At 50.8% G+C, this 13044-nt stretch carries 16 protein-coding genes; all 16 read left to right on the top strand.

Annotated features, from left to right (window positions below):
- On the top strand, positions 1-391 hold a 391-nt coding region (locus B2899_RS05420), incomplete at its 5' end, for a stage III sporulation protein AE (protein WP_414631748.1).
- A gap of 14 nt (positions 392-405) precedes the next feature.
- Positions 406-1095, top strand: a complete 690-nt coding sequence (spoIIIAF, locus tag B2899_RS05425) for a stage III sporulation protein AF (RefSeq protein ID WP_170230069.1) — start codon at positions 406-408, stop codon at positions 1093-1095.
- A 3-nt stretch (positions 1096-1098) separates the two neighbouring features.
- The gene (gene spoIIIAG, locus B2899_RS05430; RefSeq protein WP_286884419.1) at positions 1099-1710 is read left to right on the top strand and encodes a stage III sporulation protein AG; all 612 of its coding nucleotides are present in this window, start codon (positions 1099-1101) and stop codon (positions 1708-1710) included.
- Between the two features lie 15 nt (positions 1711-1725).
- Positions 1726-2313: a SpoIIIAH-like family protein gene (locus B2899_RS05435; protein WP_146808120.1), complete on the top strand. Its 588-nt coding sequence runs from the start codon at positions 1726-1728 to the stop codon at positions 2311-2313.
- 232 nt (positions 2314-2545) lie between these two features.
- Positions 2546-3082, top strand: coding sequence for an acetyl-CoA carboxylase biotin carboxyl carrier protein (gene accB, locus B2899_RS05440; protein ID WP_286884420.1), 537 nt, complete (start codon positions 2546-2548; stop codon positions 3080-3082).
- A gap of 12 nt (positions 3083-3094) precedes the next feature.
- Positions 3095-4447 (top strand): acetyl-CoA carboxylase biotin carboxylase subunit, encoded by a 1353-nt coding sequence (gene accC / locus B2899_RS05445; protein ID WP_146808118.1) that lies wholly within the window; start codon positions 3095-3097, stop codon positions 4445-4447.
- Positions 4448-4547: 100 nt separating this feature from the next.
- Positions 4548-4955, top strand: coding sequence for an Asp23/Gls24 family envelope stress response protein (locus B2899_RS05450; RefSeq protein ID WP_246147179.1), 408 nt, complete (start codon positions 4548-4550; stop codon positions 4953-4955).
- Between the two features lie 42 nt (positions 4956-4997).
- Positions 4998-5567, top strand: coding sequence for an alkaline shock response membrane anchor protein AmaP (gene amaP, locus B2899_RS05455; protein WP_146808117.1), 570 nt, complete (start codon positions 4998-5000; stop codon positions 5565-5567).
- A 10-nt stretch (positions 5568-5577) separates the two neighbouring features.
- Entirely contained in the window at positions 5578-5796 is a 219-nt protein-coding gene (locus B2899_RS05460; protein WP_146808116.1) for a DUF2273 domain-containing protein, read from the top strand.
- Between the two features lie 180 nt (positions 5797-5976).
- A complete protein-coding gene (gene nusB / locus B2899_RS05465) occupies positions 5977-6411 on the top strand; it encodes a transcription antitermination factor NusB (RefSeq protein ID WP_146808115.1) in 435 nt (144 codons plus the stop codon).
- 3 nt (positions 6412-6414) lie between these two features.
- On the top strand, positions 6415-7389 hold the full coding sequence (locus B2899_RS05470; protein ID WP_146808114.1) for an O-sialoglycoprotein endopeptidase: 975 nt from the start codon (positions 6415-6417) through the stop codon (positions 7387-7389).
- Positions 7390-7507: 118 nt separating this feature from the next.
- On the top strand, positions 7508-8374 hold the full coding sequence (gene folD / locus B2899_RS05475) for a bifunctional methylenetetrahydrofolate dehydrogenase/methenyltetrahydrofolate cyclohydrolase FolD (protein ID WP_146808113.1): 867 nt from the start codon (positions 7508-7510) through the stop codon (positions 8372-8374).
- Between the two features lie 21 nt (positions 8375-8395).
- On the top strand, positions 8396-9763 hold the full coding sequence (gene xseA / locus B2899_RS05480; RefSeq protein ID WP_286884421.1) for an exodeoxyribonuclease VII large subunit: 1368 nt from the start codon (positions 8396-8398) through the stop codon (positions 9761-9763).
- Positions 9756-10001, top strand: coding sequence for an exodeoxyribonuclease VII small subunit (gene xseB, locus B2899_RS05485; protein ID WP_146808111.1), 246 nt, complete (start codon positions 9756-9758; stop codon positions 9999-10001). Before xseA ends, xseB begins: the two co-directional genes overlap by 8 nt.
- Positions 9998-10894, top strand: a complete 897-nt coding sequence (locus B2899_RS05490) for a polyprenyl synthetase family protein (RefSeq protein ID WP_246147178.1) — start codon at positions 9998-10000, stop codon at positions 10892-10894. Before xseB ends, B2899_RS05490 begins: the two co-directional genes overlap by 4 nt.
- A 130-nt stretch (positions 10895-11024) precedes the next feature.
- Positions 11025-12950, top strand: a complete 1926-nt coding sequence (gene dxs / locus B2899_RS05495; protein WP_146808110.1) for a 1-deoxy-D-xylulose-5-phosphate synthase — start codon at positions 11025-11027, stop codon at positions 12948-12950.
- The last annotated feature ends 94 nt before the right edge of the window (positions 12951-13044 follow it).

Below are 13044 nucleotides of genomic sequence, written 5' to 3' on the forward strand. Positions count from 1 at the left end.
AGCCGCTGTGGCGGACGGAGTGGCAATCCGTACCGCCAAGTATATCGCAGGCAACTTCGTTCCCGTAGTAGGGCGGGTATTCGCAGATGCGGCCGACACGGTTGTAGGTGCCTCGCTGCTTGTCAAGAACGCGGTGGGCATGGCCGGGGTGCTCATTCTGCTTTTGCTGGTCGCATTTCCGGCGTTGAAAATTCTCATACTCGCATTCCTTTACAATCTCTCATCCGCCGTCATGCAGCCGCTTGGTAACAGCCCCATTCTGTCGTGTCTAAGTATTATTGGAAAAAATCTTCTGTATATCTTCGGAGCGTTGGCCACGGTCAGCCTGATGTTCTTCCTAGCCATTACCATTGTCATCTCGGCCGCAAACGTTTCGGTGATGATGCGGTAGGGAGGAAGATGCATATGATGGCCATGCTCATTCTCTGGTTGAAAAAGATTATTCTGCTCGTACTGCTCGCTACATTCCTGGATTTGCTTCTGCCAAGCGGTACGTACAGCAAATACGTCAAGTTGGTAATGGGCCTGCTTATTCTATTAGCGCTGCTTTCACCTATATTGAATCTATTCCGCAAAGATATCCCGCTCGCTCAACTCTCTTATGCAGTAGGGGAAAATGCCACGCAGAGTCCTGACTTTGCACGGGTGGACGCGCTTGCCAAAAAGCTTGCGGCGGAAAACGACGAACAAGCAAATCGATATGCGGAAGCGCAAATCGGCGAGTTGGTGAAAAAGCAGATTGAGACCCAGCATGGCGTCAAAGTACAGAATGTCCAGGTCCGGATTCGTTCAGAAGGCGAAAAAGCGAAGCAGCCTATTGACTATATTTCTGTAGTACTAACACAGAGGAAACCGACGGAAGAGGCGGAGGCGCAAAATGGACGGGAGGTTCTTGTGGAGCCGATGAAGCCGGTCAAAGTAGAGATTTCCCCGGGCAGCGGGGGCGAATCCATAGCGGAGAAGGATGAATCAGTCGCCGTCGTCGCCGAGCAGACGCGCATGGAGAAAACAATTGCCGCTGAGGTCTCGCATGCATGGAACGTGCCGAATGCGGCAGTACGCATTACGTGGACCGGCACCGGAGAGGAGGGATAAGAAGTGAGCAAGAAAGATAAAGGCATTCAAGATGGCGAAATCAGGAAAAAGTTGGGCGCGATGCAGTGGCTGCTGATTATAGGTGCGCTCGGTGTCGGGTTCATGATAGTAGGCTCTTTTTACAATTTCGATCAGTCGCCGCCGGACGCACCTTCCCCTCCGGCAACTTCGGAGGACAAGGCGGTGTTTGCTCAGAAAAAGCAAGAATCCTACACCATGGAAGAGTATGAAGCAATGTATGAAAAAAAGCTAAAAGAAGTGCTGCAGACGATTACGGGCGTTGGTGAAGTATCGGTAATGGTCAACATCGAATCGACGGAAGAGATTGTGGTCGAGAAAAACACGAACCGGCAGACACAAACGACGCGTGAAGCGGACAAAGGCGCAACGCGCGACATCAGCAGCGAATCAACCCAAGAACAGGTCATCATTACGAAGGATGGCAGTTCCGAGCGGCCTGTCGTAATGAAAACCGTAAAGCCAAAGGTGCGAGGTGTGGTTGTGGTGGCTGAGGGCGCAGGCAATCTTCAGGTTAAAGCGTGGATTCTGGAGGCGGTACAGAAAGTGCTTGCCGTTCCTTCCTATAAAATCTCAATTCTTCCCAAAAAAGCTTAAGGAGGCTGAGTACGTATGGTGTTGAAAAAACAAACGGTCTGGTTGCTGTCCATGCTTGCCGTACTGGTCGTGCTGTCGGCGTATTATCTGGTGCAGGGGCCTGTCGAGCAGGTGCCTGTGGCAACCGGGAATATGAATGATACGGCACAAATGCCGCCCGATGTCCCTGCTTCTGATAAAGATAAAGGGGTCAGCGTAGAGACAAAGCAGGTGGCGCCACAGCCCGAAGGTACGCCGGTGACCACGCCGTCCGACGATTACTTTATCGGATACAAGATGCAGCGCGATGCGCAGCAAGAGCAGGAAATGGGCCGTTTCATGGAAGTGATGAGCAATACCGAGGCCAAGCCAGCGGCGATTGCTGAAGCAAGGAAGAAATATGAAGAGTTGGCCGCATTGAAGGATAGTCAGACGCAGGTAGAAGAACTGGTAAAGTCGCTCGGAAGCTATAAAGATGTCGTGGTGATTGCCAAGGACGACATGGTCCGGGTGGTTGTGCAGACAGAAACGCTAAAAAAAGACAAAGTAGTTGAAATTATCAATGTAGTCAAACAACATATGAAGGTTTCAGGGAATAATATTGTCGTTAGCTACAAACCATAACACTTGGATGGGGGGACGGCGCTGCTGTTCCTCTTTTTCTGTGAAAATTATGAGAAAAGAAGGAGAAGAGGGAGGAAAAAAGAGCCAGGGAAGAAAACGGCGTTCTTCTTTTTTCGCATAAATTGATAAATAATTCAGTACACAACTTGTACCAAGAAAATAATCTTGTGTTATAATACATGGTGATGCTTTATTACATAGACCATACAAATATGTTAGGAGTGGACAAAGCATGCTAAAAATTCATGAAATTAGAGAAATCATTAAACTGGTCGACCAATCGGCCATCACGGAATTCAAAATCGAAGAAGAAGGCACGAAAATCAGCATTAAGAAAGGCACTGTTGCAAGCGTTTCCCAGGTAGTGGCTGAACCGGCTCCAGCACCGCAGGCAGCACCTGCCCCTGCCCCTGCTGCGGCACCTGCCCCTGCGCCAGCTCCGGCTCTGAAAGCAGAAACTCCGGCACCGCAGGCAGTACCTGCACCCCAGGCAACCCCTGTAGCCGTAGAAGAGGCAGAAGATACGGATCTGCACAAAATTACATCCCCGATGGTGGGTACATTCTACAAAGCGTCTGAACCGGGTGCGGCTCCGTTTGTACAGGTTGGTGACAAAATCAAAAACGATACGGTCGTATGCATTGTCGAAGCGATGAAGCTGTTTAACGAAATCGAAGCGGAAGTAAGCGGAGAGATCGTGAAAGTGCTCGTAGAAGACGGCCAGTTGGTGGAGTACGGACAACCTCTCTTCCTTGTGAAGCCGGAATAAGGGAGGTCTTCCATGTTTAAAAAAGTATTAATCGCAAACCGTGGGGAGATTGCCGTCCGTGTCATCCGTGCCTGCCATGAGTTAGGCATTCAAACCGTTGCCGTTTATTCGACGGCGGACAAAGATGCACTGCATGTACGTCTGGCTGATGAAGCCTATTGCATCGGGCCGACGGCTTCGAAAGATAGCTACCTGAACATGACAAACCTGATGAGCGTTGCCACCAAAGCCGGCGTGGACGCGATTCATCCCGGTTATGGATTTCTGGCGGAGAACGCAGATTTTGCTGAGATTTGCTCTGCTTGCAACATTACATTTATCGGTCCGGAACCGCAGGCCATCGTTAAAATGGGAGACAAGAATGTCGCACGTGAGACGATGAAGAATGCGGGTGTTCCGATTGTTCCGGGGACCGACGGATTGATTGAAGACATTGACGAAGCGATTCGCATCGCCGAAGAAGCAGGCTATCCTGTTATTATCAAAGCGACGGCGGGCGGCGGCGGGAAAGGCATGCGCGTAGCCCGTTCCAAAGAAGAGTTGGTTTCGTCCGTGCGCCAAGCGCAGCAGGAAGCGAAGAACGCGTTCGGCAACCCGGGCGTATATCTGGAGAAATATCTAGAAGACACGCGTCATATCGAGATTCAAGTCATCGCGGACAAGCACGGTAACGTCTGTCACCTGGGCGAGCGCGATTGCTCAATTCAGCGCCGTCATCAAAAGCTGGTGGAAGAAGCGCCGTCGCCGGCATTGGATGAAGAGACGCGCCAACAGATGGGCAGCGCGGCCGTAGCCGCAGCCAAAGCCGTAAATTATCATGGCGCCGGCACGGTGGAATTTCTGCTTGATAAAGATGGTCGTTTCTACTTTATGGAGATGAACACTCGTATTCAGGTTGAGCATCCGGTCACAGAGTTGATTACCGGTATCGATCTCATCAAAGAACAGATTATGGTGGCGGCGGGTTATCCGTTATCCTTTAAACAGGAAGATGTCCAAATCGATGGCTGGGCCATCGAATGCCGTATTAATGCAGAGAACCCGGCCAAGAAATTCATGCCGTCCCCGGGTACAATCCAATTCTACCTGCCTCCGGGCGGATTCGGTGTCCGTGTCGATAGCGCAGTGTATCAAGGCTATCAGATTACGCCATTCTACGATTCAATGGTAGCCAAGATTATTGTTTGGGGTAAAGACCGGAACGAAGCGATTCAACGTATGAAGCGGGCGCTGTCCGAAATGGTCATCGAAGGTGTACATACGACGATCCCGTTCCATCTGAAGCTGCTTGAACATGAAATGTTTGTAGAAGGCAATTTCAATACGAAGTTCTTAGAGATGTACGACTTGAAAATTGAAGAATAATTTCTAAAAATGACACCTTCTTCAAAGGCGCAAATTGTATTCTTTTCCTTTCCTTTGCTATAATAGGCAAAGAAGCGCACTTTGGAGGAGGTGTTTTATATTGGATAATGGAATTGAGTTCTCGCAAGTGGAATTAGGTAAAATTGAAATCGCTCCCGAAGTCATTGAAGTTATCGCCCACATGGCGAGCGCGGAAGTGCCTGGCGTGGCAGGCTTAAGCAGCGGGATTGTCAGCGGTTTCGTTGAGCGTCTCGGACGCAAGAATAGTCACGGCGTTCGGGTAGAAATTAAGGAAAGAGAAGCAACCATCGATCTTTATATTATAGTAGAATATGGACAGCAAATTCCTGACGTAGCATATAAGGTACAGGAGAATGTGCGGGAATCTATTCAGAATATGACAGGTCTTGCGGTTACGCAGGTCAATGTACATATCGTCGATGTTTTGCTGAAACAGGAAAAAGAAAAGAAGGTACCTGGCACTGAAGAGATTCACCGAGTTCGATAGGCGGAACGCATAATTTGACGTTTCGCCGGTAGGAGGGCGTCCGTGAATTTATTTGACCGTTTTATTCTAACATTATACAGTCTGGCGTTGGTGGTTATCTCGCTGTTTGTTATGGCGACCAGCCTGAATTTAATTTCGTCCACATACATTACGGATGCGATTGAAGAAATTTATGCCTCATCGCAGGTGGGACTTGTCTATTTCGCTGCAGCGGCCATCTTCTTTCTTATCAGCCTGAAATTTCTGTTTACCAGCGTGCGCGGTGGCGGGGAGCGCACCCATGCGAAGGCGTCGGTTCATAGTCCGACCGAATACGGGGATGTACGGATTACGCTGGATACGATTGAGAGTATTGCCGTCAATTCAGCACGCCGCATCCGGGGCATTCGCGATCTGAAAGCGCGGGTCCGTGCGGAAGAAAATAAAACGTCCATTCACGTCAAGGTGACAGTGGACGGGGAAACGCCGATTCCTGGCCTGGCAGAGCAGGTACAGCAGATAATCAAAGAGCGTGTGGAAACGATTGCCGGACTTATGATTTCCGAAGTGACAGTACTTGTGTCCGAGGTAGCGCAGCCTGGCACCGGAGCGCGCGTCCGGCGGGTAGAATAGAGGGATGGCCATGTTCTGGCAGTTTATTCTGGAAAACCGGGGAAAAGCGTTTGGTCTTGCGGCGGGATTTATTTTTGGCTTTCTCTTTCTGTGGGTCGGTTTTTTCAAAACGATCGTATTTGCCGTATTCGTAGCGACCGGTTTTTATATCGGCCGCAAATTTGATAATGAAGAGGATGTAAGCGAAGTGCTGGACCGCATTCTTCCCGGTAAGTTTACAAAACGGTAGAAAGGGTGGCAGGTCCTAAAAAAAGCGTCAAATCTCGAATCCGGAGGTTTGGCGCTTTTTGCGGTAAAATGGTGCGCGCAAAGTATTTCCAAGGGAGTTAGGATTTGATAAACTCAAAGAATGGTTATTTTTTGCGCAGGTAAAGCTAGTAAATATGGAATAAATAAAAGGTGGTAACACATGAACCGACATCAATCCCGCGAAAAAGCGATACAAGTATTGTTTTCAATCGATATGACACAAGCCGAGCCGAAAGACGTGCTTGCCAATTTGCTCGAAGAAGAGGATGAGCAGCCGGCAGCAGAAGCGCAGAACACCGAGTTCTTAAATGAGCTGGTGGAAGGCACGGTAAAGCACCAGGCGGATATCGACCGGACGATTAGCCGGTATTTGCGCGGATGGACCATGGGACGCCTTGCAAATGTAGATCGCGCCATTCTACGCCTCGCTGGATATGAGATGATGTATCGTGATGACATTCCGGTAAAGGTTACATTGAATGAAGCGATTGAGCTGGCTAAAGTTTATGGAACGGACGATTCACCGAAATTCATCAATGGCGTACTGTCGAGTTTGGTGAAAGACCTGGAAAAAAACGAGCAAAAAGGGCTGTAGACGATGGATGTAGTGCTTGGCATTGATACGAGCAATTACCGGACATCGCTCTGCCTAATCGACATGGACGGCCAAATTGTTGCCGAAGAGAAAGAGCTTTTATCCGTAGAAGCCGGAGAGCGGGGACTGCAGCAGTCCACCGCCCTCTTTCAGCATGTGAAGCGTCTTCCGGAGCTGGCTAGAAGGATGTCAGGAGAAGGCCGGTACATCAAGGCGATTGCGGTGAGCTGTTCGCCGCGTCCGGTAGAAGGCAGTTATATGCCTGTATTTCTGGCGGGACAGATGGCGGCGGAGATGATGGCGCACTTTTTCCACGTGCCGATTTACTATACGTCTCACCAGGAAGGGCACATTGCAGCGGGAGAGTACACGCTGCCTACGCCGCTTGCAGTGGAGAAGTTTCTCGCCGTGCATCTGTCCGGCGGCACCAGCGAGGTGCTTGATTGCACGAAACAGGCAGGCGGATACCGAATCGAATGCATCGGCGGTACAAAGGATTTGCATGCGGGACAGCTCATTGACCGGGTGGGTGTGGCGCTTGGACTCCCGTTTCCTGCAGGTCCGTATCTGGAAGAACTGGCGAAGCAGGCAGGAGCAGATGACTTTGCCGTGCCTTCCTCTGTAACCCAGTATACATTCAGTTTTTCCGGTCCTGAAACGGCGCTGATGCGCGCAATCGAGCAGAATGTACCGGCACCGCAGGTTGCGCGGGCGGCGGAAAAGTGCGTAGCAGCCACGCTGGAGAAGGTGCTGCGCACGGCAGTCGAAGACGGCTACCCCAAGGATATTCTTATCGTGGGCGGCGTATCGGCCAATGCCTATATTCGGAACAGGCTATTGAAGCGACTAACGCACCGGGCGGTAGGCGCACGTCTATATTTTGCTGATCCGGCCTATGCGGGAGATAATGCGTTCGGTGTGGCGCGAATTGGATTGCTCAAACACTTTTTTAATAACAAAGGCGAACATTTTATTTGATTTACCAAATATATTTCGTAATTTATCTTTGCAATCTCCCGTCCGATTCGCTACACTGAAAAGGAAGATGAAAGCTTGAACTTTCTCGATATTTCACCTGGACGGGAGGAATTAAATTATGTCAGCACATATTATTGTCGGCGCAGAAGTGGCGGCCGAAATTCGGGCCGCGCTGAAAGAGGAAGTGGCACAACTGAAAGAACAGGGAATTCACCCGGGGCTTGCGGTTATTCTCATTGGGGATGATCCGGCTTCCCATTCGTATGTAAAGGGGAAGGAAAAAGCGTGCCATGAAATCGGCATTTACTCTGAGGTCATTCGGCGCGACGCTTCCATCACGCAGGAAGAGTTGCTGGCTATGGTAGAAGAATACAACCAAAACCCGAACATTCATGGGATTCTGGTCCAACTTCCGCTTCCGAAACATATCTCGGAGAAAGCAGTGATCGATGCGATTAGCCCGGAAAAGGATGTGGACGGTTTTACACCGATTAATGTAGGCAACATGCTGATTGGAAGCGATTGCTATCTTCCCTGCACGCCGCATGGCATCATTGAACTCATCAAGCGCTCCGGTCAATCGATCGAAGGCAAGCATGCGGTTGTAATCGGACGCAGCAATATTGTAGGAAAGCCTGTTGCTATGTTATTATTGCAGGAAAATGCGACCGTAACGATTGCCCACTCCCGGACGAAAGATCTTGCATCCATTACGCGCCAGGCCGATATTCTGGTGGTAGCCGTGGGCCGTGCAGAGATGATCAGAGCCGAGCATGTGAAGAGTGGTGCGGTCGTTATCGATGTCGGCGTAAACCGCAACGCGGAAGGCAAGCTGGTCGGTGATGTTCATTTTGATTCCGTAAAAGAGGTAGCGAGCTATTTGACTCCGGTACCGCGCGGCGTAGGGCCGATGACGATTACCATGCTGATGAAGAATACGGTGGAGGCGGCGAAGAAATTATCGCGTGTCGCACAAAAGCAGTAGAACGCAGGAAGGAAGAGAGTTGTGCAGGATACCCGGCAAATTTTTTCGGTAAAAGACCTTACGCGCTATATTAAAGATACATTTGATTTTGACGAGTTGCTACAGAATGTGTGGGTGCGGGGCGAGTTGTCCAACTTCGTGCATCACTCCCGCGGGCATATGTATTTTACCGTCAAGGATGAAGAGTCCAAAATCAAAGGTGTAATGTTTGCCGGGTATAACCGGTATCTCAAATTTATCCCCAAAAACGGAACCCGGGTACTTATCCGCGGTTCTGTTTCTGTGTATGAGCGAGACGGTCAGTATCAGCTGTATGCAAAAGAGATGCAGCCGGATGGTATTGGTAGCCTTTATATGGCGTTCGAGCAATTAAAAGAAAAGCTGGAGAGCGAAGGACTGTTCGACGAGCGGCATAAAAAGCCGATTCCGCTCTACCCGTCCAGAGTGGGCGTTATTACTTCGCCTACCGGTGCGGCGGTGCGGGATATCATTACGACGATCCGCCGCCGTTATCCGGCGGCAAATGTGTTGTTATATCCGGTGGCGGTGCAGGGGGAGCATGCCGCACCGTCGATTTGCCGCGCGATTGAGGAGATGAACAGGCGGCAGGATGTCGATGTGCTGATTGTAGGGCGGGGCGGTGGCTCGATTGAAGAGTTGTGGGCATTTAACGAAGAAGCGGTGGCCCGCAGTATTTTCCGCTCACAAATTCCCGTCATTTCGGCGGTAGGGCATGAAACGGATTTTACGATTGCCGATTTTGTAGCGGATATGCGTGCTGCCACCCCGACGGCTGCGGCAGAAATCGCCGTACCGCACATGCAGGTGCTGCGCCGTCGGATTGAGGAGTTGACCGGACGCCTGGGAACCTCGCTGCGATATCAGGTAAAGCGGCTTCGAGAACGGCTCACGCGTATACAGCGTTCTTATGTACTGCGCCAGCCGGAACGGTATGTGATGCAGTATGAGCAGGAATTAGACCGCCTGCAGCAACGGCTTGGGCGTGCCGCCAGGCAGTATCGTATACAGAAACAGGCTCAGTGGAAAGAAATGCACCGGCATTTACTGCAATACAGCCCTGCGGTAACGACGAGGCTTGAGCGGGAACGTTTGGACGACCGGCAGAAGCGTCTTATACGGGCAATGCAGATGCTGATAAGAGAGAAGGATCAACAGCTAAACCGCCAGTTGGATAAACTGGATGCGCTCAGCCCGCTGAAAGTCATGCGACGGGGGTACTCGCTTGTATTTCAGGAAGCAGAGGGAGCGGAGCGGCTGGTAACGTCAGTAGAGCAGACGTCCGTGGGCGAACAGGTTGCAGTCCGATTGGTTGACGGGACGCTCACATGTCGGGTAGAGGAGATGAAAAAGGGGGAGAACCATGGCTAAGAAAAAAGCCGAAGTGCCATTTGAAGAAGCGATGAAACAATTGGAAGAAGTAGTGCAGCAGCTCGAAGCGGGAGATGTGCCGCTGGAAAAGGCAATTGCTCTGTTCCAAGAAGGCATGGAGCTATCTAAGTTGTGCAGTCGGAAGTTGAACGATGTCGAGCAAAAAATTGAAATGCTGCTGGATCAGGAAGGCGAGCAGGTTACCGTCCCTTTTCAGTTGGAGGGGGATGACGAGTGAGCAGTGTACAGTTAAAAGACTATATTCAAGAAAAAGCGGACCTGATTGCTGAGCGGCTGGCAAGGTATATGGATACGGACGGGATTCCGGAAACGCTCCGCCAGGCGATGAGGTATTCGCTCCTCGCCGGGGGAAAGAGGCTGCGCCCTGTTTTAGTGCTGGCGACACTTGAAGCGTTCGGTAACCCGATCGCAACAGGCGTCCCCGTGGGTTGCGCGGTAGAGATGATCCATACCTATTCGCTTATTCACGATGATTTACCGGCCATGGATAACGACGACTTCCGTCGCGGAAAGCCGACAAATCACAAAGTATACGGAGAAGCAATGGCGATTCTGGCCGGAGATGCGCTGCTGACCCAAGCTTTCGAGACGGTGTGTGAAGCGGAAGCAGCCGGTGCGCCTGCCGTCAGCGTGCTGAAAATTGTGCGGGAGCTTGCATCCTACGCCGGTGCCCGAGGCATGGTCGGGGGCCAGTGTGCCGATATGGAAGGAGAAAATACACAGCTCACGCTAGCGCAGTTGAAGTATATCCACCAGCATAAAACGGCCGACCTACTCGTATTTTGCGTACGTGCGGGTGCGATTCTCGCCAATGCAGATGAACGGCAGCTTGCTCTGTTGACCCGTTACGCCAACAACATCGGCCTTGCATTCCAGATACAGGACGACATTTTGGATGTAACCGGCGACTTTGCTAAAATCGGCAAGCCGGTAGGCAGCGACGAGCAGCGGCATAAGTCTACGTATCCTTCCCTTATTGGCATGGAGGAGTCGCGTGAATTGCTTCACCAATTGGTGGCTGAGGCCAACCAGGCGCTCACAGAAGCCGAGCTTGTGAATGACAGCATCCTTCGTGCTCTCGCAGCATTCATTATTGAGCGCGATTACTAACTCAATATAATCTAAGATAAACACCTTTTCTGTGTCGAAGAAAAGGTGTTTATCTTTACATTGGTGTTTCTTGTTAGTTTATGATACCATGTTGTTGATTTACTCGTATGAATATAGGTATGATACATTCATGGAGAAATTAGAACGAAATGCTGAAAGTGAGGAGTTTTCTTTGTTATCTGATATTAACTCCCCTCAAGACTTGAAAAAATTAAACATAGCACAGCTCGATAAACTAGCAGAAGAAATTCGTGAGTTCCTCATTAAAAACCTTTCGGTGACGGGCGGACACCTGGCGCCGAATCTTGGTGTAGTGGAATTAACGCTTGCGCTTCATTATATTTTTAACAGTCCCAAGGACAAATTTATCTGGGATGTCGGACATCAAGCATACGTACATAAAATGCTGACCGGCCGGATGGATCGCTTCCATACGCTGCGTCAATATAAAGGGTTATGCGGATATCCGAAATGCAGCGAAAGCGAGCATGATGTATGGGAAACCGGACACAGCAGTACCTCTTTGTCTGCGGCAATGGGCATGGCAATCGCCCGCGACTTAAAGCGGGAACGTTACAAAGTGCTTGCTATCATCGGTGACGGTGCACTGACCGGAGGAATGGCGTTTGAAGCGCTGAACCACATGGGGCATGAAAAACGTGATGTGACCGTGATATTGAATGATAACGAAATGTCGATCGCACCCAATGTCGGGGCACTGCACAACTACCTTGGCAAGTTGCGCACGAACGACGGCTATAAACGTGTCAAGGAAGAAGTAGAGCATCTACTCAAGAGAGTACCGGCTGTGGGAGGTACGATGGCCAAGCTGGCGGAGCGCTTGAAGGATGGGCTGAAGTACCTTATGGTATCCGGCATATTATTCGAAGAGCTGGGCTTTACGTATCTCGGACCTGTGGACGGCCATGACCTGCCGACGCTCATGGAAGCACTGCGCCAGGCCGCTTATACAAAGGGGCCTGTGCTTGTTCATGTGATTACGAAAAAAGGAAAAGGATACGCGCCTGCGGAAAGCGAGTCGCAAGTGTTCCATGGCGTGGGAACTTATAAGATCGAGAGCGGTGAAGTCCTGAAGAGCGAAGGGCCGCCGAGCTATACAAGCATTTTTGCCCGGACGATTGAAAAAGTTGCGGAAACTGATCCGCGTATCGTCGCCATTACGGCCGCGATGCCGAGCGGGACGGGCCTGGAGGGGTTCGCTAAAAAGTATCCGGAACGGTTCTTTGATGTCGGGATTGCCGAGCAGCATGCTACTACGATGGCAGCCGGTATCGCCACGCAGGGGCTAAAGCCCGTGTTCGCCGTCTACTCCACATTTCTGCAGCGCGGTTACGATCAGCTCGTGCATGATGTATGCCGTCAGAATCTAAATGTCACGTTCGCGATTGATCGCGCAGGCCTTGTCGGTGCAGACGGCGAAACGCATCAGGGGGTATTCGATATTGCCTATATGCGCAGCTTACCTAATATGACGATTATGATGCCGAAAGACGAAAACGAGCTGCAGCATATGCTGTATACGGCGCTTATGTATAACGATGGCCCGATTGCCGTCCGCTATCCGCGCGGTAACGGTGAAGGTGTCATACTGGATACGGAATTCAAACAGCTTCCGATCGGTAAATCTGAAATCTTGCGTCCGGGTGCGCACGTTGCGATTGTCGCATTCGGGAACATGGTCTCTACCGCCCAGAAAGCGGCGGACATGCTGGCAGGAGAGGGCATCAATCCGATGATAATTAATGCGCGCTTTGCCAAACCGCTTGATAAAGAGATGCTCTTTATGCTGGCACGGGACGGTTATACAGTGATTACGCTCGAAGAAGGTGCGGTGCAAGGCGGATTCGGAAGCGCCGTGTTAGAGTGCTATGCGCAGGCGGGCTATCATGACGTGATCGTTGAATTGATGGGGATTCCGGATTACTATGTCGAGCACGGCAGTGTGAAAGAACAGCGTGCTGAAGTGGGGTTGACTCCAGAGAATGTTGCGCAAAAAGTTCGTTCTCTATGGCCGGCGAGGAGGCAGCGGGCATAGACGATGAGCAAAAAAGAGAGAATTGATGTGCGCCTGGTGCAGGAAGGATATTTTCCGAGCCGGGAAAAAGCAAGGGCTGCCATTATGGCAGGGG

The organism is Aneurinibacillus sp. UBA3580, assembly GCF_002375825.1.
GTDB classification, from domain to species: Bacteria; Bacillota; Bacilli; order Aneurinibacillales; family Aneurinibacillaceae; genus Aneurinibacillus; species Aneurinibacillus danicus.

Excerpts from the sequence above, each read along its gene's own strand:
- folD (WP_146808113.1), top strand. The coding sequence starts at position 7,508 with ATGTCAGCACATATTATTGTCGGCGCAGAAGTGGCGGCCGAAATTCGG.
- B2899_RS05435 (WP_146808120.1), top strand. The coding sequence starts at position 1,726 with ATGGTGTTGAAAAAACAAACGGTCTGGTTGCTGTCCATGCTTGCCGTA.
- spoIIIAF (WP_170230069.1), top strand. The coding sequence starts at position 406 with ATGATGGCCATGCTCATTCTCTGGTTGAAAAAGATTATTCTGCTCGTA.
- accB (WP_286884420.1), top strand. The coding sequence starts at position 2,546 with ATGCTAAAAATTCATGAAATTAGAGAAATCATTAAACTGGTCGACCAA.
- dxs (WP_146808110.1), top strand. The coding sequence starts at position 11,025 with ATGGAGAAATTAGAACGAAATGCTGAAAGTGAGGAGTTTTCTTTGTTA.
- B2899_RS05460 (WP_146808116.1), top strand. The coding sequence starts at position 5,578 with ATGTTCTGGCAGTTTATTCTGGAAAACCGGGGAAAAGCGTTTGGTCTT.
- nusB (WP_146808115.1), top strand. The coding sequence starts at position 5,977 with ATGAACCGACATCAATCCCGCGAAAAAGCGATACAAGTATTGTTTTCA.
- accC (WP_146808118.1), top strand. The coding sequence starts at position 3,095 with ATGTTTAAAAAAGTATTAATCGCAAACCGTGGGGAGATTGCCGTCCGT.
- xseB (WP_146808111.1), top strand. The coding sequence starts at position 9,756 with ATGGCTAAGAAAAAAGCCGAAGTGCCATTTGAAGAAGCGATGAAACAA.
- B2899_RS05470 (WP_146808114.1), top strand. The coding sequence starts at position 6,415 with ATGGATGTAGTGCTTGGCATTGATACGAGCAATTACCGGACATCGCTC.